Origin of the sequence: Janthinobacterium sp. BJB446 (assembly GCF_002735655.1) — a bacterium.
In the GTDB taxonomy this organism is placed as follows: Bacteria; Pseudomonadota; Gammaproteobacteria; order Burkholderiales; family Burkholderiaceae_D; genus Janthinobacterium; species Janthinobacterium lividum.
Genome location: NZ_PDZK01000005.1, coordinates 163,970 through 188,497, shown reverse-complemented (window position 1 = coordinate 188,497; position 24,528 = coordinate 163,970). Strand labels below are relative to the sequence as shown.

The window sequence follows — 24,528 nt, the reverse complement described above, 5'->3', positions numbered from 1 at the left end:
CAATCTTATGCAATCTATACACAAGGAAAGAACATGATCAAAGTTGGCATCGTCGGCGGCACTGGATACACGGGCGTGGAGTTGCTGCGCTTGCTCGCTACCCATCCAGATGTCGAGTTGACGGCGATTACTTCGCGCAAGGAAGATGGCTTGCCCGTTGCTGACATGTATCCTTCCCTGCGCGGCCATGTGAAACTGGCGTTTTCCTCGCCGGACAAGGCGAATCTGGAACAGTGCGACGTGGTCTTCTTTGCCACTCCGCATGGTGTTGCTATGGCGCAAGCGCCAGCCTTGCTGGCCGCCGGCGTGAAAGTCATCGACCTGGCTGCCGATTTCCGCCTGAAAGACCAGGCCAAGTTCGAGCAGTGGTACAAGATTCCCCATACGGCTCCCGAGCTGATCGAACAGGCCGTGTATGGCTTGCCGGAACTGAACCGGGAAGACATCAAGCAAGCCAAGCTGATCGCCAACCCCGGTTGCTACCCGACCACCATGCAGCTGGGCTTTTACCCGCTGCTCAAGGCGGGCCTGGTCAACGCGGGCGGCTTGATCGCCGACTGCAAGTCGGGCGTGTCGGGCGCCGGCCGCAAGGCGGAAATCGGCATCCTGTTCTCGGAAAGCAGCGACAGTTTCAAGGCCTACGGCGTGGCCGGCCACCGCCACCTGCCGGAAACGACGGCGCAATTGCAGCGTTTCACGGATGAGAAAGTGGCGCTGACCTTCACGCCGCACCTGGTGCCGATGATCCGCGGCATGCATTCGACCCTGTACGCGCAGCTGAACAAGGATGTCAGCAATGAAGAATTGCAATCCTTGTTTGAAGAGCAATACAAGGATGAGCCTTTCGTCGACGTGATGCCGTTCGGCGCGCACCCGGAAACCCGCTCCACGCGCGGCTCGAACATGCTGCGCCTGGCCTTGCACCGTCCCGAAGGCGGCAATACCGTCATCGTGCTGGTGGTGCAGGACAATCTGGTCAAGGGCGCGTCGGGCCAGGCCGTGCAGTGCATGAACTTGATGTTTGGCTTGAAAGAAACGGCCGGTTTGCAACACATCGCCCTGCTGCCGTAATTATCGGCGCCGCTGCTTGCGCGGGTCCGGCGCCTTTTTGCCGGACCTGTGATAAATTGGACTGCCACGTACCCCGACAGGATGACGTTCATGTTCGAGCGCAATGCGAAAAACCCCATCGACACCCTGATCGGCGCTTCCACGCGGATCGAGGGCGACTTGCTGTTTTGCGGCGGCTTGCGCATCGATGGCCATGTGCGCGGCAACGTCACGGGCGAGCCGGGCGAGCCCACGTATGTGGTGCTGGGCGAGGCGGGCCGCATCGATGGCGAAGTGCGCTGTTCGAGCCTGGTCGTCAGCGGCGAGATCAATGGCCCCGTGTATGTGTCGGAAATGCTTGAAATCCAGCCAAAAGCCCGCATTGTAGGAGAGGTCTATTACAAAGTGCTGGAAATGCACAGCGGCGCATTGGTGCAAGGCAAGCTGAGTCGCCACGACAGCGCCGACCCCGTGCTGCACCTGGCCGTATCGGAAATGTGAGCAGGAACAACACCGTCCAGCCGCATCAGCGGCGGCCGCAGCGCGAGTTGCGCCAACAGTCTATAATGACTTAATGTTTTCTAGTAGGAGTGCCTGATATGAATGCCGTCGCTGAAATGCAAGATGTGATCCCTTCCCCTATTATCTTTACCGATAGCGCCGCCGAAAAAGTCGCGCAGCTGATCGAAGAAGAAGGCAATCCCGACCTGAAATTGCGCGTATTCGTGCAGGGTGGCGGCTGCTCCGGTTTCCAGTATGGCTTCACCTTCGATGAAATCGTCAACGAAGATGACACCACCATGGTCAAGAACGGCGTCCAGCTGTTGATCGACTCCATGAGCTACCAGTACCTGGTCGGCGCGGAAATCGACTACAAGGATGACCTGGAAGGCGCGCAGTTCGTGATCAAAAACCCAACTGCGACCTCCACCTGCGGTTGCGGTTCCTCGTTCTCCGTTTAAGCGCACCTGAGAAAACGTCCATGGCGGCGTTGCATGGGCTTGCCGTACTAGTCGTACTGTCTGCGCCCATGCGCCTTGCCCTGAACATTTTTCAGGCACGCTTGTAAAAATGTTGGGCAAGCAAGACAATAGCGGATCTTCGATCCGCTATTTGTGTTTCTACGCCGGCTCAGCGCGGATACAGCGCGCCCAGTACGCGTAAGCCCTGCGCACCCGTCACGGCCGGCAAGTTGCCCGGCTTGCGCTGGTTAAAACGCCAGGCCAGCCAGGCGAACGCCAAGGCCTCGACCTGGCTGGGCGCCACGCCCAATGCTGCCGTCGATTCCACCGCCATGCCCGGCAATTCACGGGCCAGCGCCGCCATCAGGCTGGCGTTCTGCGCGCCGCCGCCACACACATACACGGTTTCCGCCCGTGCGCCGTCGCGCAGGATGGCGTGCGCCAGGCTGGCCGCCGTCAGCTGGGTCAGGGTCGCCTGCACGTCGGCTGGCCTGGCTTGCGGATAGCTGGCCAGCTTGGCGCCCAGCCAGTCGGCATGGAACAGGTCGCGTCCCGTGCTTTTCGGCGCAGGCAAGTCAAAATAGGGATCGTTGAGCAAATCCGCCAGCAGGGCAGGGATGACCTGGCCCGTGGCGGCCCAGGCGCCGTCGGCGTCGTAGGGCTGGCCCAGGTGCTGCAAGACCCAGCCATCCATCAATGCATTGCCGGGACCCGTGTCGTAGCCCGTCACCGTGCCATCCGCGTGCAGCACGCTGATATTGCTGATGCCGCCGATATTGGCCAGCACGCGCGTGTGGCCCGGCAGATTGAAGATGGCCTGGTGGAAGGCGGGCACCAGCGGCGCGCCCTGGCCGCCGGCCGCCACGTCGCGGCTGCGCAAGTCGGCGATGACGTCGATGCCCGTCAGTTCGGCCAGCAGGGCCGGGTTGTTCAGCTGACGCGTAAAGCCCAGCTCCGGGCGGTGGCGGATGGTCTGGCCATGCGCACCGATGGCGGCGATGGCGTCCGGGCCGATACCCGCGTTGCTCAGAAGCATGGCGACGCAATCGGCGTAATGGCGCACGAGTCCGTTTGCCGCCAGCGCTTCGCGTTCGATTTCATTCTGGCCCGCACTTTGCAGCGCCATCAGGTCGGCGCGCAGGCTGGCGGGAAAGGGAATGTACGCGTCGCCCAGGCTGCGCGTGCCCTCGTCGGAAAAGTCGACCAGCGCACCGTCGACGCCATCGAGACTGGTGCCTGACATTAAACCGATATACAGCATGGGGTATTCCTTGAATGCGTAAGTGGTGAGGTGCATTGTGCCGCATTTGTGCCGGCCGCAGAAGCGCACGGGGAAAAACAAAGGCACCGGCCATTTGCATGGGCGGTGCCTTTCTTTATATGTTGCCCGAAGGCAGTGTTGCTTAGCGCGCAGCCAGTGCCGTGTCGTTCGGACGCAGCAGGGTGAAGCGGTGCATCATGTCGGCCGACACCATGCGGAAACGGCTCAGCTCGGCGGCCGTCAACGGCGCCTGGGCTTGTACGTTCAGCTTGCTTGGATCCTGTGCCACGCCGCCGACGCGGAATTCATAGTGCAAATGGGCGCCGGTCGACCAGCCGGTGGTGCCGACGTAGCCGATCACATCGCCCTGGCTGACTTTTTGACCTTTTTTCAGGCCCGAAGCGAAGCGGCTCATGTGCGCGTAGGCGGTGGAATAGTTGGCCCAGTGTTTCAGGACAACAACATTGCCATAGCCGTTTTGGCTGCCGACGGAATCGACCACGCCATCGCCCGAAGCGCGGATAGGGGTGCCGGTTGCTGCAGCGAAATCGATGCCCTTGTGCGCTTTCCAGTTGCCGGAAATCGGGTGCACGCGCATGGAGAAGCCGGACGAGATGCGGGAGAATTCGAGGGGGGATTTCAGGAAGGCTTTTTTGAGGGACTTGCCGTCGAAACTGTAGTAACCGCCGCCTTGCTTGCTGGCTGGGTCTTCGAACCAAACGGACTGGTAAGTCGTGCCGCGGTTGGTGAATTCACCGGCCAGGATGCGGCCCGCTCGGACAAATTCGCCATCTTGCCAGAATGTTTCGTAGACAACATTAAACGAGTCGCCGCGTTTCAGGTCGGAGCGGAAGTCGATATTGGTGGAGAACATTTCCACGATTTGCGCGGAAATCGAATCTGGCAGGCGGGTGCCGTCCAGGCTGGAGTCGGTGGCGGCGAACAGGGTGGAAGTAATCTTGCGCGCGTGCATTTCAACGCGGCGTTCCAGCTGGGCAGCTACTTCCGTGGCCACGAACTTGTCGCCCTTGCGGGTGATCAGGATGTTCTTGACCGATTTGTCCGTGCCGTCGACGAGCGTGGCGCGCATCCAGTTGAGGTCGCCGTTTTCGGACGTTTGCGCTTGCACGCGCTTGCCCGATTTCAGCAACATCACGCCGCGCGCGATCTTGTCGGTTTTGATGAAATTGGCGGCCGCCGCATCATCCACGCCGAGACGGGTCAGCAGGGTGGCGAGGGTATCGCCAGCGCGGACTTTTTCTTCGTGGGTGAAATTCTGGTCTACCTGTTCCATCGCGGAAATTTGCGAGGCGAGATCAGGCATTTCCAGGTTCTGGGCGATGGACGTGACCGGTAAGTCCGATGCGTCGGGCGCCATGGGCGACACAGCGACCGCGCCGAAGGCGGCCACGGCGAGCAGCACTGCGGAGGCACCGATAATACGTGCCTTGCGTGTCGTCGTCAGCTGTGTGTACAAGCGTGAGCCTGTGATTTTATGTATAGGGTTCATGCAATCAGTTAAAATTTGCCCTTGAACGTGACCTGAACTAATGCTCTTTGTTATTGTTATTTTGGTTCGTTTTCATACGGCAAGATTGATGGGATCGAGCATTATAGCAAACTCCGCAAACCTACTACCATTTTGAGATCTACAGTCAAATTTTATGGAAATCAACACCACCGCATCGCCTACAAAGGCTAACGCCGCTCAGACCGCGCTTCCGCTGTCGGACAGAGTACAAGAAGCCCTCGCGATTACCAAGCGTGGCGTCGACGAACTCTTGATCGAAAGCGAATTTGCGCAAAAATTAGCCCGCTCCGAGAAAACCGGTGTTCCGCTGCGCATCAAACTGGGCCTGGACCCGACTGCACCCGACTTGCATCTGGGCCACACTGTCGTGCTGAACAAGATGCGCCAGCTGCAAAACCTCGGCCATCAAGTCATTTTCCTCATCGGCGACTTCACGTCCATGATCGGCGACCCTTCGGGCCGCAACGTCACGCGCCCGCCGTTGACCAAGGAACAGATCGAGATTAACGCGATGACGTATTTCGCGCAAGCATCTTTGGTGCTGGACGCCAGCAAGACCGAAATCCGCTATAACTCCGAGTGGTGCGATCCGCTGGGCGCGCGCGGCATCATCCAGCTCGCTTCCCACTACACGGTGGCGCGCATGATCGAGCGCGACGATTTCACCAAGCGCTTCCAGGGTGGCATTCCTATTTCCGTGCATGAATTCCTGTACCCGCTGATGCAGGGCTACGATTCGGTGGCCCTGAAGTCGGACCTGGAACTGGGCGGCACGGACCAGAAGTTCAACCTGCTGGTGGGCCGCGAACTGCAAAAGCAGTACGGACAGGAGCAGCAGTGTATTTTGACCATGCCTCTGCTGGAAGGTTTGGACGGCGTGGAAAAAATGTCCAAGTCGAAGAATAACTACATCGGCATCACGGAACCGGGCAACACCATGTTCGCCAAGCTGATGAGCATTTCCGACGTCATGATGTGGCGCTACTACGAGTTGCTGTCGTGGCGCTCGATCGCCGAACTGGCCCAGCTGAAGCGCGAAGTCGAGGAAGGCCGCAATCCGCGCGATGCCAAAGTTGCGTTGGCGCAAGAGATCGTTGCCCGCTTCCACTCGCAGCAGGCGGCGGAAGAGGCGCTGGCCGACTTCGTCAACCGCTCGAAGGGCGGCATCCCCGACGATATCCCGGAAGTGACGCTGGCTGGCGCACCGCTGGGCATCCCGCAATTGCTGAAACAGGCGGGCCTGTGCCCATCGGCGTCGGAAGCCATGCGCAAGATCGACCAGGGCGGCGTGCGCATCGACGGCACCGTCATCAGCGACAAGGGCTTGCAAGTGGCGGCTGGCCAGTTCGTGTTGCAAGTTGGCAAGCGCAGCTTTGCGCGCGTCACCTTGACGGCATGATCGCGCTGCTGCAGCGCGTTACGCAGGCCAAGGTCGACGTGGCCGGCGCCACTATCGGCGCCATCGATGCCGGCCTGATGGTGCTCGTGTGCGCGGAGCGGGGCGATACGGAGAAGGAAGCGGACGCCCTGCTTATAAAACTGCTGGGCTATCGCGTGTTTGCCGACGAGGCGGGCAAGATGAACCGCAGCGTGACGGACGTGGCCGGCGGCTTGCTGCTGGTGCCGCAGTTTACGCTGGCTGCCGACACCAAGTCCGGCACGCGCCCGTCGTTTACGCCGGCGGCCGCGCCGCAGGATGGCTTGCGCCTGTTCACGCATTTCGTGGACCAGGCGCGCAGCCGCCACGCGACCGTGCAAACGGGACAGTTCGGCGCCGACATGCAGGTGTCGCTGACGAACGACGGGCCCGTCACCTTCTGGCTGCAAGTAAACGCAAAGCAATAACTAAAAAATATAAAGAGGAGCAAGCGATGAAATTGTGGAGCGAGACGTTTCGTGATGGCGGCCTGATGCCGGCCGACCATGCCTTTGCCGAGATCGATCCGGCCAGCCGCGTGCGGCTGGCCGGCAACCGCAATCCTCATCTGGCCTGGGACGAGGTGCCCAACGGCACCGAGTCGCTGGCCCTGTTCTGCATCGACCCCGATGCGCCGCAAGACGCCAGCCTGGCCAACCGCGATGACCAATCGCTGCCGCTGACGGCGCCGCGCGGCGACTTTTATCACTGGAGCTTGCTTGATATTCCCCTGGCCATGCGGGTTATTGCCGCCGGTGAGTTTTCCAGCGGCATCACGCCGCGCGGCAAGCCTGCCGCCAGCGGCGGTGCGTTGCCACTGCGCCAGGGCCTCAACGACTATACGGCCTGGTTTGCCGGCGACGCCGCCATGGCCGGGGACTATTACGGCTATGATGGCCCGTGCCCGCCGTGGAATGACGAGCGCATCCACCATTATATTTTTCGCCTGTACGCGCTCGACGTGCCGCGCCTGGCGCTGCCCGAGCGTTTCACGGGGCAGCAAGCCCACGCCGCCCTGTACGGCCACATCCTCGACGAAGCCCAGCTCGTCGTCGCCTACTCGCTCCATCCCGAGTTGGCACTTACCCTGAAGAAATAAAGCATGAGCACCACGATTTTACTGATACGCCATGGCGAGACGGCCTGGAATGCGGGCCGCCGCCTGCAGGGCCATATCGACATCGCCCTGAACGAGGCGGGCCTGGCGCAAGCGGGGGCGCTGGGGCAGGCGTTGGCGGACGAACCGCTGGCCGCCATCATCGCCAGCGATCTGCAGCGCGCGCAGCAGACGGCGCAAGCCGTGGCCGACGTGAAGGATTTACCTGTGCAAACGGATTCCTTGCTGCGCGAGCGCTGCTATGGCGCCTTCGAAGGCTTGCTGTATGCGGACATCGCCGCGCGCTATCCGCACGAATATGCACAGTGGCAATCGCGCCAGATCGATGCCGTGATGCCGTCGGGCGAGCGCCAGGCCGAAAGTTTCCGCCAGTTCTATGCGCGCGCGAACGGCGCCATCGCCCGCTGGGCCGGGAAATATGACGGCCAGACGATCGCCATCGTCGCCCACGGCGGCGTGCTCGAATGCGCCTACCGCGAGGCGGTCGGCATGACGCTCGACAGTCCGCGCGACTTCCAGGTCAAAAATGCCAGCGTCAACCGCTTTTCTTACGCGGACGGCAAGCTGCATTTGGTGCATTGGGGAAATATCGAACACTTGAGCGCGCCCGCGATGGACGAGCTGGGCTAAGAGCCGGGCGAACCGACGGACGGGCTCGCCGAGCCCCTGTTTTGCTGTACTGCACAAGCGCGGCGCCCGCCCAAGCGCACTGAAGCAAAAAAATAGTGCTTATTAATTAGGCAGGGAATCGGTTAAAATAGCAGGTTCCTCCGTCCATTCCAGGTTCTTCAGTGCAAATCGGCCCTCACATTCTGCGCAACAACGTTTTCGTCGCTCCCATGGCGGGTGTGACGGATCGGCCTTTCCGCCAGTTGTGCAAGCAGTTGGGTGCCGGCTACGCCGTGTCGGAAATGGCGGCGTCGAATCCGCGCCTGTGGGCGACGGAAAAAAGCTCGCGCCGCACGGACCACGAAGGCGAAATGGAGCCGAAGGCCGTGCAGATCGCCGGCGCCGATCCGCAAGACCTGGCCGACTGCGCCAAGTTCAATGTGGACCGGGGCGCGCAGATCATCGACATCAACATGGGTTGCCCCGTCAAAAAAGTGTGCAACAGCTGGTGCGGTTCGGCTCTGTTGCAAGATGAAAGCCTCGTCGAAAAGATCTTGCACGCCGTCGTCAATGCCGTCGATGTGCCCGTCACCCTGAAATTCCGCACGGGCTGGAACCGTTCCAACAAGAATGCCCTGACCATCGCCCGCATCGCCGAGCAAGCCGGCATCCAGATGCTGACTTTGCACGGCCGCACGCGCGCCGATGGCTACAAGGGCGATGCCGAATATGAAACGATTGCCGCCGTGAAAGCATCGGTGGGCATCCCCGTGGTGGCTAACGGCGACATTACCAGTCCTGAAAAGGCCCGCTTTGTGCTGGATCAAACGGGCGCCGATGCCGTCATGATCGGCCGTGCGGCGCAGGGTCGGCCGTGGATTTGCCGTGAAATCGACCATTTCCTGCGCACGGGCACCTTGCTGCCGGCGCCGTACGTGGATGAAGTGCGCACCCTGATGGACGAGCATTTGCGCGCCCATTACGCGTTTTATGGCGAATTCCTCGGCGTGCGCACGGCACGCAAGCACATCGGCTGGTATGTCAAGGATCTGGAAGGCGGCGAAGCGTTCCGCCAGCAAATGAACTTGCTGGAATCGACGGATGCGCAATTGCTGGCCGTCGATCAATTTTTTGAGTCGCAATGGAAATTTGGCGAACGGTTACAATACCGCCTCTCCGAATCCAGTGAAAGTGGCCTGATCGATGTGATCAAACCTGTGGCCACGGCAGCATGAGTAGATAGCAAGGCAGTGATATAAGTTATAAGCAATAGTGACAAGCAAGAGTGATAAGCAGTACAAGGGCGAGCGCCTATACAGAGCGTCATGCAATATTAATTACAACACCGAGGCAAGAGGGCAGCACGCGGACCGCATGGGCGGCGCGGCGCCGGATTGCCAGGTGTTCAGCCGGTTGAAGCATAAAAATGAGCAAAGAAAGCATTCAGGAAGTCGTACAGAAAAGTCTAGAAGATTACTTCAATGACCTGGGCGAACAGCAAGCATCGAATATCTATGACATGGTCGTGCTGACCGTGGAAAAGCCCATCCTGGAAGTCGTGATGACACGCGCCGATGGCAACCAGTCGCACGCCGCGCAGATGCTGGGCATCAACCGCAATACCCTGCGTAAGAAATTGCAGGAGCACGGTTTGCTGTAATGCCGGCATGCAAGTGACGCCAAGATTTGAATCCGCCGCAGCCCGGCACCGGGCCTGCGCCATTCGCCAAGAACACTTAACCACCTAGCCACAGCCATGATCAAACAAGCTCTCCTCTCCGTTTCCGACAAGACCGGCGTTCTCGAATTCGCCCGCGCCCTGTCCGCCCTCGGTGTCAACCTCCTGTCCACGGGCGGCACTGCCAAATTGCTGGCTGACAACGGTGTTCCTGTCACGGAAGTTGCCGATTACACGGGTTTCCCGGAGATGCTCGATGGCCGTGTGAAGACCCTGCACCCGAAAGTGCACGGCGGGATCCTGGCGCGCCGCGATTTCCCTGAGCACATGTCGAAACTGGTCGAGCACGACATGCCGACCATCGACATGGTGGTGGTCAACCTGTACCCGTTCCAGGGCACGGTCGCCAAGGCCGATTGCACCCTGGAAGATGCGATCGAAAATATCGATATCGGTGGCCCGACCATGCTGCGTTCGGCAGCCAAGAACCACAAGGACGTGGTTGTCATCTGCGACCCGACCGACTATGACGTGGTGCTGGCGGAAATGCGTGCGGCCGACGGCAAGGCAGGCGACGTCAGCTACGATACCAAGTTCATGCTGGCGAAAAAAGTCTTTGCGCACACGGCGCAATACGATGGCGCCATCACCAACTACCTGACCAGCCTGGGCCCGACGAAAGTGCACGCCGAGCGCGGCGCTTACCCTCAAATCCTCAACGTTGCATTTGAGAAAGTGCAAGACATGCGCTACGGTGAAAACCCGCACCAGAGTGCCGCCTTCTACCGCGACCTGGTCACCACCGATGGCGCGCTGGCCAACTACCGCCAGCTGCAAGGCAAGGAATTGTCGTATAACAACATCGCCGACGCCGATGCTGCCTGGGAATGTGTGAAGAGCATGGGCGGTTTCGAGCAAAGCGCCGCCTGCGTCATCGTCAAGCACGCGAATCCATGCGGCGTCGCCCTGGGCAAGAATGCGGCGGAAGCGTATGCGCGCGCCCTGCAGACGGACCCGACCTCGGCATTCGGCGGCATCATCGCGTTTAATACCGAACTGGATGGCGCCACGGCCGGCGAAATCGCCAAGCTGTTCGTCGAAGTGCTGATCGCCCCGTCGTTCTCCGCAGAAGCGAAACAGATTCTGTCGAGCAAGCAAAACGTGCGCATGCTGGAAATCCCGCTGGGCAGCGGCGTGCACGCCATGGACTTCAAGCGCGTCGGTGGCGGCTTGCTGGTGCAATCGCCGGACGCGAAAAACGTCGGTATCGGCGACTTGCGCGTGGTCAGCAAGCTGCAGCCTACGCCGCAGCAACTGGCCGACCTGATGTTCGCCTGGAAAGTGGCGAAATTCGTCAAGTCGAACGCCATCGTCTTCTGCGGCAATAACATGACCCTGGGCGTGGGCGCTGGCCAGATGAGCCGTATCGACTCGGCCCGCATCGCTTCCATCAAGGCGCACAACGCCGGCCTGTCGCTGACGGGTTCCGTCGTGGCGTCGGACGCCTTCTTCCCGTTCCGCGACGGCCTCGACGTTGTCGTCGACGCGGGCGCAACCTGCGTCATCCACCCGGGCGGCTCCATGCGCGACCAGGAAGTGATCGATGCGGCGGACGAGCGCGGCGTCGTGATGCTTTACACGGGCACGCGTCACTTCCGTCATTAAGAAGGCGGTCTAAACCTACTGCGCGGCGCGCGGCGCGGCCTGCGATGCTCACTGTGCTACAGCACAGTTGCGCTTCTCGGCCACGCCGCATCGCCGCTCGCTACGGTTTATCCCACCTTCTTTGAAGGTGGTTAAACGGCAGGCACCGGTTATTCACCGGTGCCTGCCGTATTCATTATAGAATCTGGCGATGATTATTCTTGGCATCGATCCTGGCCTGCGCACGACCGGCTTTGGGGTCATTGAAAAACACGGCAACAAGCTGCGCTATATCGCGTCGGGTACCGTCAAGACAGGTTCCGAAGGGGAATTGCCGCCGCGCCTGAAGGTCATCCTGCAGGGCGTGAGCGAAATCGTCGGCACCTACCAGCCCGATTGCGCGGCCATCGAGAAAGTGTTTGTCAACGTCAATCCCCAATCGACCTTGCTGCTGGGCCAGGCGCGCGGCGCGGCCATTTGCGCGCTCGTCCATGCCGACCTGTCGGTGGCCGAGTACACGGCGCTGCAAGTGAAGCAGGCTGTCACGGGCCACGGCAAGGCGGCCAAGGAGCAGGTGCAGGAAATGGTGTCGCGGCTGCTGTCCTTGCCCGGCTTGCCCGGCACGGATGCGGCCGATGCCCTGGGCGTGGCCATTTGCCACGCCAACAGCATCGATGCGCTGGCCATGATCGGCGCGCTGGCGCCCCAGCTGCAGGGGCTGCGCATGAAGCGCGGCCGTTTAGTGGGATAGCTGCATGGCCCTCATATATATACACAACATTAGGAACACGCGATGATAGGCCGTCTCTCCGGTATTTTGCTTGAAAAGAATCCACCACAATTGCTGGTCGATTGCCAGGGCGTCGGCTATGAAGTCGACGTGCCGATGAGCACCTTTTACAACCTGCCCCACGTGGGCGAAAAAGTCGTGCTGTTCACGCACCAGGCCATCCGCGAAGATGCGCATCTGCTGTTTGGCTTCGGCAATGCGGCCGAGCGTGCCGTGTTCCGCCAGTTGATCAAGATCACGGGCGTGGGCGCGCGCATGGCCTTGTCGATCCTCTCGGGCATGACGATAGCCGACCTGGCGCAAGCCATCACCCTGCAGGATTCCGGCCGCCTCGTGAAAGTGCCGGGCATCGGCAAGAAAACGGCCGAGCGCCTGCTGCTGGAATTGAAGGACAAGCTGGGTGCCGATATCGGCGCCGGCGGCGCGCATGCGGCGCCGGACGCCCAATCGGACATTTTGAACGCACTGGTGGCGCTCGGCTATTCGGACAAGGAAGCGCTGGCCGCCGTGAAAAACGTGCCGGCTGGCAGCGGCGTGTCGGAAGGCATCAAACTGGCGCTGAAAGCGCTGTCGAAAGGCTGATAAGGCATGAGCATCCAGACCGACAGCTTCACGGAACAGCGCATCATCGACGCGGCGCCCATCTCGCACAACGAAGAGGCCATCGAACGGGCCTTGCGCCCCAAACAGCTCGACGAGTATGTGGGGCAGGAAAAGATCCGCGACCAGCTGGAAATTTTTATTACGGCCGCACGCCAGCGCAAGGAAGCGCTCGACCACACCTTGCTGTTCGGCCCGCCGGGCCTGGGCAAGACGACCCTGGCACACATCATCGCGCGCGAAATGGGCGTCAATCTGCGCCAGACCTCCGGCCCCGTGCTGGAGCGCCCGGGCGACCTGGCGGCGATCCTGACGAACCTGGAAGCGAACGACGTCCTGTTCATCGATGAAATCCACCGGCTGTCGCCCGTCGTGGAAGAGATTTTGTATCCGGCGCTTGAGGATTATCAGATCGATATCATGATCGGCGAAGGCCCGGCCGCCCGCTCCGTGAAACTCGACCTGCAACCGTTTACATTGGTGGGCGCCACCACGCGCGCGGGCATGCTGACCAATCCGCTGCGCGACCGCTTCGGCATCGTCGCGCGCCTGGAGTTTTATAACACGGGCGAATTGACGAAGATCGTCACGCGCAGCGCGGCCTTGCTGAAAGCGCCGATCGACCCGGAAGGCGCGCACGAGATCGCCCAGCGCGCGCGCGGCACGCCCCGCATCGCCAACCGCCTGCTGCGCCGCGTGCGCGATTTCGCGGAAGTCAAAAGCAATGGCGAGATCACCAAGGTGGTGGCCGACCGCGCGCTGGCCATGCTCGATGTCGATTCCGCCGGTTTCGACGTGATGGACCGCAAGCTGCTCGAAGCCGTGCTGTTCAAGTTCGGCGGCGGCCCCGTCGGCATTGGGAATCTGGCGGCAGCCATCGGCGAAGCGGCCGATACCATCGAAGATGTGCTGGAACCGTATCTGATACAGCAAGGTTTCCTGCAGCGCACGCCCCGTGGCCGCGTCGCCACGCCGGCCGCGTACCTGCACTTTGGCGTCAGCGCCCCGCGCATGGGCCCGGGCGGCGAAGCGTGGGAACTGTGATGGCGGAAGGCAGCCAGCAGACCACGCCGGGCATGCAGATATGGATCGACGCTGATGCGTGTCCCGTTGTCATCAAGGAAATCCTGTATCGCGTGGCCGACCGCCTGGAATTGCCGCTCACCCTGGTCGCCAACCAGGGTTTGCGCGTGCCGCCCTCGCGTTTCATCCGCACCGTGCAAGTGCCGTCCGGCGCGGACGTGGCCGACCAGGAAATCGTGCGCCTGTTGAATCCCGGCGATCTCGTCATCACGGGTGACATCCCGCTGGCTGCCGACGTGCTGAGCAAGGGCGGTTTTGCGCTGAACCCGCGCGGCGAGTTTTACACGAAGGACAATATCGCCCAGCAACTGACGATGCGCGCTTTCATGGAAGAATTGCGCAGCGGCGGCGTCGACACGGGCGGTCCGGCCGCCTTCAGCCAGTCCGACCGGCAACAGTTTGCCAATAGCCTGGACCGGCATCTGAGCAAGCATCACCGCAAGCCGGCCCCGGCGCAGTAAGCGGTGGACGAAAAAAACGTGGACGAAAAAAAACCGGCGCAAGCCGGTTTTTTTATGTGCATGCAACTTAGCGTGCAACTTTGCGCGTGCCTACCACTTCCACCGTCACGCGGCGGTTCTTGGCGCGGCCGGCGGCACTCGTGTTGTCGGCCACCGGTTGCGTTTCTCCCTTGCCTTCCGTGTAGACGCGGCTCGTTTCCACGCCTTGCGCCACCAGATAGGCTTTGACGGCTTCGGCGCGGCGCTGCGACAGTTTCTGGTTGTAGGCGTCGGAACCGACGGCATCCGTATGGCCGACCGTGACGATGACTTCCAGATCCATGCCCGTCAATTGACCGAGCAGCTGGTCCAGTGCCGCCTTGCCTTGCGGCTTGAGTGTCGATTGATCGAAATCAAACAGCGCTTCGGAGGCAAACGACACTTTTTCCGCTACAGGGACAGGCGCCGGTGCGGCCACGATGACAGGTGCCGGCATGGCGACGACAGGCGCGACTTCGGGCGCCGGCTGGTAGGCGGGCGTGGCGCTGGCCGGGCGGCCCAGTTTATACACGAGGCTGACGGAATACAGGTCCGCATCGCCGCGGTTGCCGACGGCATCGTTCAAGCGATAACGCTCGAGTTCGCCGCGCAGGGCCAGCGCTTCGCTGAACTTGTATTCCAGGCCGAGGCCCAGCTTGGCATTGAGTTTGCGCTCGCTGGCATGGGTATTGGTCGAACCGAGCAGGCGGTTACCGCTGAACTCCGTGTTGGTCTTGGTGTAGTGCATGCCGACACGGCCCAGCAACGACAGGCGCTGCGACAGCGGCAGCTGGCCCAGCAGGTCCAGGTTCACGCCGCGAAACGCCGCTTGTCCGTTGAGCACGCCGTTGCCGCTGGTGGTCGACTTGAAATCGAACTTGCCCAGGTCAAAGTAGCCCGCTTCCACGGCGACATACTGGTTCAGTTGGCGGCCGACAAACAGCTTATAGCCGGTGTCGCGCTGGTCCTTGCTGAAGCCGGTGACGGTTTCGCCGTTGGCGGCCAGGCTGGCGCGCAGGCGCGGTTCGTCGATGGTGGCGCGCGACTGGCCCACGCCCGCGCCGATGTACCAGGCGCTGTTGGCCCAGTCCGGGTTGATGAAAGTGTTGTCCTGCGCCTGCGCCGATTGCGCCGCCAGCAAGGCGCCGGCCATGACGCTCAGGGCGCCCAGTGTGTGTGCGATAGTCATCGTCATGTCCCGATTATTTGGTGATCTGGTTGTTGCGCAGGGTAACGGCGGCAGCCGTCAGCACGCGGCCATTGAGCAGGGTCGTGTTGTCGCCCACCGTGATGGCAGCCGACTGGCCCAGGATATTGCCCTTGAAGACGCTGTTCGCGGCCAGGGTGGTCGGGCCGACAGGCAGCCAGCTGACGTTGTCGGCCGTGGCGCCGTTATTCAGGGCAACTACCGAATTGACGGTCGAGTCCAGGGTCAGCGCCGTGCGGAAGATGTACACGCCGGGACCGTTCAGTGTCAGCGTACCGGTAATGCTGATGGCACCGGCATAGCAATACACGCCGGGGCCGAAGGTCTGGCCACCGAGGTCGATGCCGCCGGCAAAGGTGACGTCGCAAGTCCGGCTATTGCCGTCCGTGATCGCCGCTTGCAAATCCGTCATGGCGCCGGCCAGGATGGCGCCCGACTTGTAGTTGGTAAAGCCGGCCGCCTGGGTCGGATCGGTGGTCTGCGAAGGCGCGCCGACGTCGCCCGTGATCAGGGTGGTGCCGCCCGAGTTGTTCGTGATCGAGGTGCCGGCCAGTACGCCGAACGGCGCCGCGCGGCCCAGGATGATCGGATTGAGGACGGGCGGGATGGCGACGGCCGTGACCGTCAGCAATGCGCTGCCCGACTGGCCGCCGGCCGTGGCCGTGATGCTGCTGGTGCCGGCGGCGATGCCGGTGGCGACGCCCGTGTTCAGTACGCTGGCGTTGGCAACGGTGCCCGACGTCCAGGCGGCGCTGTTGGTGACGATGGCGTTCGAGCTGTCCGAATACGTTGCGGTGGCAATGAATTGCTGTTGGGCACCAACAGCGATGCTGGCTGTGGCTGGCGTGACGGCGATGCTGACCAGGGTGAGGGCAGGTACGGTCACGGTGGTGCTGGCCGTCTTGCCGTTGAAGCTGGCATTCATGACGCTGGTACCAAAGGCAACGCCGGTGACGAGGCCGCCGCTGGCGACGGTGGCCGAGGCGGGCGTGACCGAAACGAAGGTGCTGCCGGTCGTGACGTCCACGCTGCTGCCATCCGAATACGTGGCAAGGACGGCCAGCTGGCGCGTCGCGGCGGCCGGGATGACGGGGTTTTGCGGCGTGACGGCGATAGCCAGCAGGGTCGCTGGCGTGACGGTCAGCACGGTGCTGGCTGTCAAGGTGCCCGTGGTAGCCGTGATCTGTGTCGTGCCGGCAACCTTACCCAGCGCCAAGCCGCCAGCGGCGATGCTGGCCGTGGTAGGGCTGGCCGAAGCAAAGGTCGACACGGCCGTGACGTCGCGCGTGGCGCCGTCGCTGAAGCTGCCGCTCACCGTGAATTGCTGTGTTGCGGCGATGGCGATGGATGGCGTGAGCGGCGTGATGGCGATCGCCGTCAAGGTGGCCGGCGAGACGGTCAGCTGGGCCGCCGCGCTCTTGCCGCCGAACGCGGCGCTGATGCTGCTGCCGCCGGCAGCGATGCCGGTGCTCAAGCCTGTGGCGCCATTGACTGTCGCACTGGCTGGCGTGGCCGACGTCCAGGCCGACTTGGCGCTGACGTCTTGCGAAGAGCCGTCGCTATACGTGGCGATGGCCGTGAATTGCTGGCCCGCGCCGATCGCGACCGTGGCCGTGGCTGGCGTGACGACCAGGCTGGACAAGGTGGCAGCCGGCAAGCCGAGGATGGGATCGCGTCCCTGGTCGCCGCCGCCACAGCCGGCCAGGGCGGCCATGGCCAGCAGACCTGCCGAGACGAGCAGCGGGTTCAGATATCGCTTGAAGAGATTCATATAATTCCTTTGTGCATGGCAGTCATTGCCGGGCATCCGCGGATGAGGTCATCCGGCAGAGCCATGCCGCCTTTCGCTACAGGGCGATGGCGTCACAGGCATGCACTATTTCATTTAGGAAACTGAAGGTATGTGCGCTGGCGCGCTTAGCTTGTCTTTGACGGGGAATGGGTTCAAAAGGGAACGATTCGGCCTGAAAAACAACGGCCGTGTGCGGAAAGCAGGCACAAAAAAGCCGGCGCAGGGCCGGCTTCGACAGGACGGGGCGGTTGCTTACTCTTCGCGCACCCACGTTTGCGAGCGGCCAAACATCGGCACGCCGACATAGCCGCGCACTTGCAGCTTGGTGCCGCCTTCCGTCAATTCTGCCTTGCTCTTGTAGACCTTGCCGCTGGCCGGGTCCGTGATTTCGCCGCCTGTCCATTCCTTGCCGTCATATTTCAGGCCGGACAGGATCACCAGGCCGATGATGGGCTGGTCCTTGTTGGCGCCCGTGCACTTGTCGCACTTGGGATTTTGATCTTCATTCGGGCCACGGAACAGCTTTTCGATCTTGCCTTGCAAGACACCATTGTTTTCCGTGATGACAACGAGGGATTTCGGCTTGCCGCTGGCGTCATCGATGGTTTTCCACGTGCCGACGGGGGTGTAGTTGCCGTCGCGCGCGGTGGCGCTGCCGGCGATGGCCAGGGCGGCCACCAGTACGCTTGCTTTGAATAGTTTATGCATCGCTAGTCTCCTGTGGTTTTTTTGATCTGTTACGAAACAGTATAGATACCAAGGCAAGACCAGCAGTGCTGCGCGGCGTCAGGAGATGACGCCGCGCAATCCTTCCAAACTTGCCTTATGCGCTGGCTAGTTTAGCAAACTGTTCGCGCAGTTTTTCAATTGTCGCCGAAAAACTGAGCAAACGCTCGTTTTCTTGCGCAACGATGGCGGCAGGGGCGCGCGCAACAAAGCTTTCATTGCCCAACTTGCTGTTGACCTTGGCAATTTCCGCTTCGATGCGGGCGATTTCCTTGCCCAGGCGCTCGCGCTCGGCGGCCACGTCGATTTCCACTTTCAGCATCAGCTTGGTGGTGCCGACGATGGCGACGGCCGCTGGCGAGTCCGGCAGCGCATCGACGATCTGCACTTCAGCCAGCTTGCCCAGCGACTGGATGTACGGTGCGTACGACACCAGCGCGGCTTTTTCCGTGGCATTGCCCGCTTCGACGATCAGCGGCACGCGTACGGAAGGCGAGATCTGCATTTCGCCGCGCAGGTTGCGCGTTGCGTCCGTCAAGGCTTTCAGCTGCTGCATCCACGCTTCCGCGCTTTCATCGATCTTGTCGGTGTTGGCGATCGGATACGGCTGCATCATGATGGAATCACCCTCTGGCTTGAGCGTCTTGCCGGCCAGCGGCGCCACCGTCTGCCACAACGCTTCCGTGACGAACGGGATGATCGGATGGGCCAGGCGCAGCACGACTTCCAGCACGCGCAGCAGGGTGTGGCGGGTGGCACGCTGCTGGCCTTCCGTGCCCTGTTGCACTTGGACTTTCGCGACTTCCAAGTACCAGTCGCAATACTCGTCCCACACGAATTTGTAGATGGTGGCGGCGATATTGTCGAAACGGAAATCTTCAAAGCCCTTGGCCACGTCCAGTTCCGCTTTTTGCAGCAGCGAGATGATCCACTTGTCCGCTTGCGACAGGTCGGCGTCATTCGGCGTGCAGTCCTTGCCTTCCGTATTCATCATGACGAAACGGGTGGCGTTCCACATCTTGTTGCAGAAGTTGCGGTAGCCTTCGCAGCGGCCCAGGTCGAAATTGATGTTGCGGCCCAGCGATGCATAGCTGGCCATGGTGAAGCGCACGGCGTCCGTGCCGTAGGCGGAAATGCCTTCCGGGAATTCCTTGCGCGTTGCCTTGGTGATCTTTTCCGCGTCGCGCGGGTTCATCAAGCCCGTGGTGCGCTTGACGATCAAGCCTTCCAGGTCGATGCCGTCGATCAGGTCGATCGGGTCCAGGGTGTTGCCCTTCGATTTGGACATCTTCTGGCCCGTCGAATCGCGCACGAGGCCGTGCACGTAGACGGTTTCAAACGGCACCTTGCCCGTGAAGTGCGCCGTCATCATGACCATGCGCGCGACCCAGAAGAAGATGATGTCGAAACCCGTCACCAGCACGGACGATGGCAGGAAGGCTTTCATGTCCGGCGTTTCTTCCGGCCAACCCATGGTCGAGAACGGTACGAGCGCCGACGAGAACCACGTGTCGAGCACGTCGTCGTCGCGCTTCAAGGGGCCCGTGCTGCCGGCGACCTGCGCCTTGGCGATGGCTTCCGCTTCCGTCTTGGCAACGAAGATATTGCCGGCATCGTCGTACCACGCCGGGATTTGATGGCCCCACCACAGCTGGCGCGAGATGCACCAGTCCTGGATGTTGTTGAGCCATTGGTTGTAGGTGGTGCTCCAGTTTTCCGGCACAAACTTGATTTCGCCGCTGGCGACCTTGTCCAGCGCCGTTTCCGCGATCGACTTGCCTGGGAAGAAGGTGCCTTCCGGGGCCGGCTTGCTCATGGCAACGAACCACTGGTCCGTCAGCATCGGCTCGATGACGACGCCCGTGCGGTCGCCGCGCGGCACCATCAGCTTGTGCGGCTTGACTTGTTCCAGCAAGCCTTGCGCGTCGAGGTCGGCGACGATCTGCTTGCGCGCGGCGAAGCGGTCCATGCCGCGGTAGGCTGCCGGCGCGTCGTCGGTGATCTTCGCGTCCAGGGTCAGGATGACGATCTGCGCCAGCTTGTGGCGCTGGCCCACGGCGTAATCGTTCATGTCGTGCGCCGGGGTAATCTTCACGCAGCCGGTGCCGAATTCCTTGTCGACGTATTCGTCGGCGATGATGGGGATTTCGCGGTCCGTCAGCGGCAGTTTCAGCATCTTGCCCACCAGCGCCGTGTAGCGCTCGTCCGTCGGATCGACGGCCACGGCCACGTCGCCCAGCATGGTTTCAGGACGGGTCGTGGCCACCGTCAGGAAACCGCTGCCGTCGGCCAGCGGGTACTTGATGTACCACATGGAACCGTCTTCTTCCTCGGACACCACTTCCAGGTCGGACACAGCCGTGCCCAGCACGGGGTCCCAGTTGACGAGGCGCTTGCCGCGGTAGATCAGGCCTTGCTCGAACAGGCGCACGAAGACGTCGGTGACGACTTTCGAGCGCGGCTCGTCCATCGTGAAGTATTCGCGCTGCCAGTCGGCCGAGGCGCCCAGGCGGCGCATCTGGCCGGTGATGATGGAACCGGATTTTTCTTTCCATTCCCACACTTTTTCCACGAATTTCTCGCGGCCCAGGTCATGGCGCGAAATCTTTTGCGCGTCCAGCTGGCGTTGCACGACGATCTGCGTGGCGATGCCCGCGTGGTCGGTGCCGGGTATCCAGGCCGTGTTGTGGCCCAGCATGCGGTGGTAGCGGGTCAGGCCATCCATGATGGTCTGGTTGAACGCATGGCCCATGTGCAGGGTGCCGGTGACGTTCGGCGGCGGCAACTGGATGCTGAAGGAAGGTTTTCCCGCATCGAGGGTGGCGGTAAAGTAACCGCGCTGCTCCCACTCGGTGCGCCAGAATTGTTCAATGTCGGCGGGCTCGAAAGACTTGGCTAATTCCATGATTTGGCGTGTGATTGGCAAAAGGAACCATTATAGATGACGCGGCATCGCCTGCAGCGTGGCAAGCCGCCTTTTTCAGTGTTTTGGCGGCTTTGCGGGCCGTTGACGGGCAACAGAACGGGGATAAAAGCGCTGCCGATGTTATAATGCCGGCCTTGGCGCCTCCTGCCCTATCTTTGCGGACGGCGCCAGCGGGCGCAGTTGTATCAAAGTTTCACTCCAACTCTCGTCCGCGTCACTCGGCCAGCGCATCTGCGATGCCAGCCACTTTCAGAGCGTCCCCTGCGGGCTGGGCGCCTGAGCCACGCGCACCGCCAGCGGTGCACCATTCACGGCGGAATCAAGGCGGCTCGTCATTGCACGCCGCTGCCGCCACAGCTTAGCCAGGAATGTTGTTATCTGGCCCGTCGTCTTTCGATACGGCATGTTCCACAGCGCCTGGCCGCTGTGGCGATGCCATGGCCGCGCGCTTTCCCGGTTTTGCCTGCATAAGGAAACCAGCATGAAAAAACTCTCGATCAGTGTCGGCCTTGTTTCGACCATCGCCACCCTGGGCGCCTTGCCTGCCGCCCATGCCCAGTCCTCCGTCAACGTGTATGGCTTGATGGATGCGGGCCTGGTGCAGGAAGGCGGCGTCAGCAAGCTCACCAGCGGCGTGTCGGCCGGCTCGCGTCTGGGCTTGCGCGGCACGGAATCCCTGGGTAACGGCTTGCAAGCCGTGTTCACGCTGGAAGCGGGCGTCCTGAGCGACACGGGCCGCTCGGACCAGGCAGGCCAGTTGTTTGGCCGCCAGGCGTTTGTCGGCATCGACAGTCCGCTGGGCATGCTGACCGTGGGTCGCCAGTACAACCTGCAGAGCCAGGCGCTGACCGACGTGGCCGATCCATTCGAGGGCGGCATGGCGGGCGCGTCGACCAACCTGGCCGGCTATTCGGCCACGCGCATCGACAATACCGTGCGCTACACCTCGCCCGAGCTGCGCGGCGTCACGGCCACGGTCATGGTCGGTTTTGGCGAACACACGGGGATTGCGGCGGACCAGCGTTCGCTGGGCCTGGCCCTCGGCTATGTCAACGGTCCATTGACCTTGCGCCTGGCGCGCCAGAGCCGTGCCGGCGAGCCGGGCAAGGCCGACGTGAACAACACGATATTGGCCGGTAACTACAACTTCGGCGTGGCCACGGCGTTTGCCGGCTATGGCCGCAATACGGGCGATGGCAGCAGCATGTTCTTTGCCGAGAATCCATACGGTGCGGCGCAGGCGCCGGCCCAGTCCACCGACAGCCGCGACGCCATCGTCGGCGTGTCCGTGCCGCTCGGCGCGACTACCCTGCTGGCCTCGTATGTGCGCAAGGATGACCGCGACGCGGCCAACCGCGATGCGCAGCAGCTGGCCATCGGCGCCACGTATGCCTTGTCCAAGCGCAGCAAGGTGTATGTTGCCTACGCGCACATCCGTAACCGCAACGACGCCGCTTACATGGTGGGCAATGCCACCGAAGTGGGCAGCGGCAACCGCGCCTTCAACGTCGGCCTGCGCCACGCGTTCTAAACCGTCACGCTAGGCGGGCAGCATGCTGCCTTCGTGCAGCAGCGCTTCGAAGGCGGGGGCGGCCAGGGGGCGGCTGAACAAATAGCCCTGCATCTGGTCGCAGCCTTGCTGGCGCAGGAAGGCCAGCTGCTGCTCCGTTTCCACGCCTTCGGCGATGACTTTCAGGCGCAAGCTGTGCGCCAGCGAAATGATGGCGCGCACGATGGCGGCGTCGTCGTCGCTGTGCGTGATGTCGCTGACGAAGGTTTTGTCGATTTTCAGCACGTCGATAGGGAAGTGGCGCAGGTAGGCCAGGCTGGAATAGCCGGTGCCGAAGTCGTCGATGGACAATTGCACGCCCAGCGCCTTCAGGTTGGCCATGATGGCCGTGGCTTGCTCCACGTTATGCATGACCATGCTTTCCGTCAATTCCAGTTCCAGATGGGCCGCATCGAGGCCTGTCTCGGCCAGTGCCTGCGCCACCGCGTGCAGCAGATTCCTTTGCTTGAATTGTCGCGCCGACAGGTTGACGGCCAGGCGCAGCGGGCCATGGCCGGCCAGTTGCCAGGCACGCGTCTGGGCGCACGCCGTGCGCAGCACCCAGTCGCCAATGGGGGTGATCAAGCCCATTTCCTCGGCCAGGCCGATGAAGCTGGCAGGTGGAATACGTCCCAGTTGCGGATGTTGCCAGCGCAGCAGCGCTTCCATGCCCACCACGGCGCCGCTGGCCAGATCCAGCTGGGGCTGGTATTCGAGGTGGAATTGCCCGCGTTCCAGGGCGTGGCGCAACTCGCTCTCCAGCCCAAGGCGCTCCAGGGTGCCCGCATTCATGCCCGAGGCATAGAATTGCCAGTTGCCCCGTCCCTGTTCCTTGGCGCGGTACATGGCGATGTCGGCGTGCTTGATCAGGGTGTCGGCATCGTCGCCATCGTCGGGATACACGGCCACGCCCATGCAGCAGCTGAGAAAAAATTCATATTCGCCCAGTTGCAGCGGCTGCGCCACGGCGTCCTGGATGCGCTGCAGAATGGTCGCGCCCGGTTCGCCATTGCCATGCTGGGGCAGCAGCAGCACGAATTCGTCGCCGCCCAGGCGCGCCACCGTGTCGACTTCGCGCGTGGCGTCGCGCAGGCGTTCGGCCACGCTTTTCAGCACCAGGTCGCCGGCATCATGGCCCAGGGTATCGTTGACGAATTTAAAGCGGTCGAGGTCGATGAAAACCACCCACAGGGGAAGGCCGCTGCGCCGCGTCACGGCCATCGCCTGCTCCAGCCGTTCGCGCAGCAGTGCCCGGTTGGCCAGGCCCGTCAGGATATCGTGCCTGGCCTGAAATTCCATTTCCTGTTCGAAACGCATGACGGTGCTGATGTCGTATTGCGCCACGACAAAGTGACTGAGCGCGCCATCGCCATCGTCGCGCACGGGCGCGACGAACAGCTCGCTCCAGTAGCTGCTGCCATCCTTGCGGAAATTGCGCACGATGGCCTTGCCTTCGCGCTGTTCGCGCAGGGCCGCCGTAATGGCGTGCATGTCTTGCCGCCCCTGCTCGGGACCCTGCAAGTCTTCCAGGCGCTGGCCGATGACTTCGCCGGCCGTATAGCCGGTGATGCGCTCGAAGGCAGGGTTGACGTATTCGATCAGGTAGCCCGGTGCGTCGGCGCTGCACAGGATGATGGCATTGGCCGACACTTCGATGATGCGTTCGCGCAGCCGCAGCGACTTTTCATTGTGCATGCGCGCGGCGATGTCTTCGGACAGACGCAAATTGGCAAACTGCAGCGCCGCCGTGCGCTCGCCCGTGATGCGGGCAATGACCGAATTGCGCGAGACCAGCTGATACACATACGCGGCCGCCAGCAGGCTCGACAGCACACCACCGAGCAGTACATACAGCGAGCCGCGATGGCTGGCGTCCAGGCCCATGCCTTTGGCCGGCAGCAGGGCGGCGCCCAGCGTGTGCCCGCTGGCATGGTACTGCAGCAGCAGCCGGGCACTTTCCGCTTCGATCTGGCGTGCCGAGACGTAGCACAGCGCCGTCAGGCACAGCCCGAACGCCAGGGTGAGCAGGGCCGAGGTAGAAACAGATATGGAGATGCGCTTGAAGAATGATTGCATGGTGGCCCCGTGGCAGCGCCGGTGCCGATCC

The 24,528-nt window shown here is 62.1% G+C and carries 22 protein-coding genes; 15 read left to right on the top strand and 7 right to left on the bottom strand.

The annotated features are described in order from the left end of the window. The first annotated feature begins 33 nt into the window (after positions 1-33). From argC to erpA, 3 genes are all read left to right on the top strand, one after another. A complete protein-coding gene (gene argC / locus CSQ92_RS24965) occupies positions 34-1,071 on the top strand; it encodes an N-acetyl-gamma-glutamyl-phosphate reductase (RefSeq protein ID WP_034784759.1) in 1,038 nt (345 codons plus the stop codon). 90 nt (positions 1,072-1,161) lie between these two features. After that, a complete protein-coding gene (locus CSQ92_RS24960; RefSeq protein ID WP_034785332.1) occupies positions 1,162-1,551 on the top strand; it encodes a bactofilin family protein in 390 nt (129 codons plus the stop codon). A gap of 98 nt (positions 1,552-1,649) precedes the next feature. Then, entirely contained in the window at positions 1,650-2,012 is a 363-nt protein-coding gene (gene erpA, locus CSQ92_RS24955) for an iron-sulfur cluster insertion protein ErpA (RefSeq protein WP_029496047.1), read from the top strand. A gap of 169 nt (positions 2,013-2,181) precedes the next feature. On the opposite strand, the gene CSQ92_RS24950 is transcribed toward erpA, so the two are convergent. Continuing rightward, positions 2,182-3,273 carry an anhydro-N-acetylmuramic acid kinase gene (locus CSQ92_RS24950; RefSeq protein ID WP_099395726.1) on the bottom strand — a complete coding sequence of 364 codons (1,092 nt, stop codon included), beginning with the start codon at positions 3,271-3,273 and terminating at the stop codon, positions 2,182-2,184. A gap of 142 nt (positions 3,274-3,415) precedes the next feature. Beyond that, the gene (locus CSQ92_RS24945; RefSeq protein WP_034784764.1) at positions 3,416-4,783 is read right to left on the bottom strand and encodes a M23 family metallopeptidase; all 1,368 of its coding nucleotides are present in this window, start codon (positions 4,781-4,783) and stop codon (positions 3,416-3,418) included. Positions 4,784-4,937: 154 nt separating this feature from the next. Here CSQ92_RS24945 and tyrS point away from each other — a divergent pair, with 154 nt between their 5' ends. The 11 genes from tyrS to CSQ92_RS24890 all read left to right on the top strand — a co-directional run bounded on the left by tyrS (position 4,938) and on the right by CSQ92_RS24890 (position 14,203). Next, positions 4,938-6,203, top strand: coding sequence for a tyrosine--tRNA ligase (tyrS, locus tag CSQ92_RS24940; RefSeq protein WP_070253823.1), 1,266 nt, complete (start codon positions 4,938-4,940; stop codon positions 6,201-6,203). Further along, positions 6,200-6,649: a D-aminoacyl-tRNA deacylase gene (gene dtd, locus CSQ92_RS24935; protein WP_070253822.1), complete on the top strand. Its 450-nt coding sequence runs from the start codon at positions 6,200-6,202 to the stop codon at positions 6,647-6,649. The genes tyrS and dtd overlap by 4 nt, the downstream gene beginning before the upstream one ends. 26 nt (positions 6,650-6,675) lie before the next feature. After that, a complete protein-coding gene (locus CSQ92_RS24930; protein WP_099395682.1) occupies positions 6,676-7,320 on the top strand; it encodes a YbhB/YbcL family Raf kinase inhibitor-like protein in 645 nt (214 codons plus the stop codon). A 3-nt stretch (positions 7,321-7,323) separates the two neighbouring features. Then, positions 7,324-7,968, top strand: coding sequence for a histidine phosphatase family protein (locus tag CSQ92_RS24925; RefSeq protein WP_034784771.1), 645 nt, complete (start codon positions 7,324-7,326; stop codon positions 7,966-7,968). 161 nt (positions 7,969-8,129) lie between these two features. Then, positions 8,130-9,182: a tRNA dihydrouridine synthase DusB gene (gene dusB, locus CSQ92_RS24920; protein ID WP_071653278.1), complete on the top strand. Its 1,053-nt coding sequence runs from the start codon at positions 8,130-8,132 to the stop codon at positions 9,180-9,182. A gap of 191 nt (positions 9,183-9,373) precedes the next feature. Beyond that, the gene (locus tag CSQ92_RS24915; RefSeq protein WP_008445162.1) at positions 9,374-9,607 is read left to right on the top strand and encodes a helix-turn-helix domain-containing protein; all 234 of its coding nucleotides are present in this window, start codon (positions 9,374-9,376) and stop codon (positions 9,605-9,607) included. Positions 9,608-9,703: 96 nt separating this feature from the next. Then, positions 9,704-11,290 (top strand): bifunctional phosphoribosylaminoimidazolecarboxamide formyltransferase/IMP cyclohydrolase, encoded by a 1,587-nt coding sequence (gene purH, locus CSQ92_RS24910; protein WP_034784775.1) that lies wholly within the window; start codon positions 9,704-9,706, stop codon positions 11,288-11,290. A 190-nt stretch (positions 11,291-11,480) separates the two neighbouring features. After that, positions 11,481-12,020 carry a crossover junction endodeoxyribonuclease RuvC gene (gene ruvC / locus CSQ92_RS24905; protein WP_034784777.1) on the top strand — a complete coding sequence of 180 codons (540 nt, stop codon included), beginning with the start codon at positions 11,481-11,483 and terminating at the stop codon, positions 12,018-12,020. Positions 12,021-12,062: 42 nt separating this feature from the next. Then, positions 12,063-12,641: a Holliday junction branch migration protein RuvA gene (gene ruvA / locus CSQ92_RS24900; RefSeq protein WP_099395681.1), complete on the top strand. Its 579-nt coding sequence runs from the start codon at positions 12,063-12,065 to the stop codon at positions 12,639-12,641. 6 nt (positions 12,642-12,647) lie between these two features. Then, entirely contained in the window at positions 12,648-13,703 is a 1,056-nt protein-coding gene (gene ruvB, locus CSQ92_RS24895; protein ID WP_034749202.1) for a Holliday junction branch migration DNA helicase RuvB, read from the top strand. A gap of 32 nt (positions 13,704-13,735) precedes the next feature. Next, entirely contained in the window at positions 13,736-14,203 is a 468-nt protein-coding gene (locus CSQ92_RS24890) for a YaiI/YqxD family protein (RefSeq protein ID WP_034785335.1), read from the top strand. Positions 14,204-14,270: 67 nt separating this feature from the next. On the opposite strand, the gene CSQ92_RS24885 is transcribed toward CSQ92_RS24890, so the two are convergent. From CSQ92_RS24885 to CSQ92_RS24870, 4 genes are all read right to left on the bottom strand, one after another. Beyond that, the gene (locus CSQ92_RS24885; protein ID WP_099395725.1) at positions 14,271-15,410 is read right to left on the bottom strand and encodes an OmpA family protein; all 1,140 of its coding nucleotides are present in this window, start codon (positions 15,408-15,410) and stop codon (positions 14,271-14,273) included. Between the two features lie 13 nt (positions 15,411-15,423). After that, positions 15,424-17,199, bottom strand: a complete 1,776-nt coding sequence (locus CSQ92_RS24880) for an ice-binding family protein (protein ID WP_257219346.1) — start codon at positions 17,197-17,199, stop codon at positions 15,424-15,426. 273 nt (positions 17,200-17,472) lie between these two features. Then, positions 17,473-17,928, bottom strand: coding sequence for a DUF2147 domain-containing protein (locus tag CSQ92_RS24875; RefSeq protein WP_034784781.1), 456 nt, complete (start codon positions 17,926-17,928; stop codon positions 17,473-17,475). Between the two features lie 115 nt (positions 17,929-18,043). Further along, positions 18,044-20,851, bottom strand: coding sequence for a valine--tRNA ligase (locus CSQ92_RS24870; RefSeq protein ID WP_099395680.1), 2,808 nt, complete (start codon positions 20,849-20,851; stop codon positions 18,044-18,046). 502 nt (positions 20,852-21,353) lie between these two features. Between CSQ92_RS24870 and CSQ92_RS24865 the strand changes: the two genes are divergently transcribed. Continuing rightward, on the top strand, positions 21,354-22,403 hold the full coding sequence (locus tag CSQ92_RS24865) for a porin (RefSeq protein WP_099395679.1): 1,050 nt from the start codon (positions 21,354-21,356) through the stop codon (positions 22,401-22,403). A gap of 9 nt (positions 22,404-22,412) precedes the next feature. On the opposite strand, the gene CSQ92_RS24860 is transcribed toward CSQ92_RS24865, so the two are convergent. After that, on the bottom strand, positions 22,413-24,497 hold the full coding sequence (locus tag CSQ92_RS24860; RefSeq protein WP_257219345.1) for a putative bifunctional diguanylate cyclase/phosphodiesterase: 2,085 nt from the start codon (positions 24,495-24,497) through the stop codon (positions 22,413-22,415). Positions 24,498-24,528 lie beyond the last annotated feature (31 nt).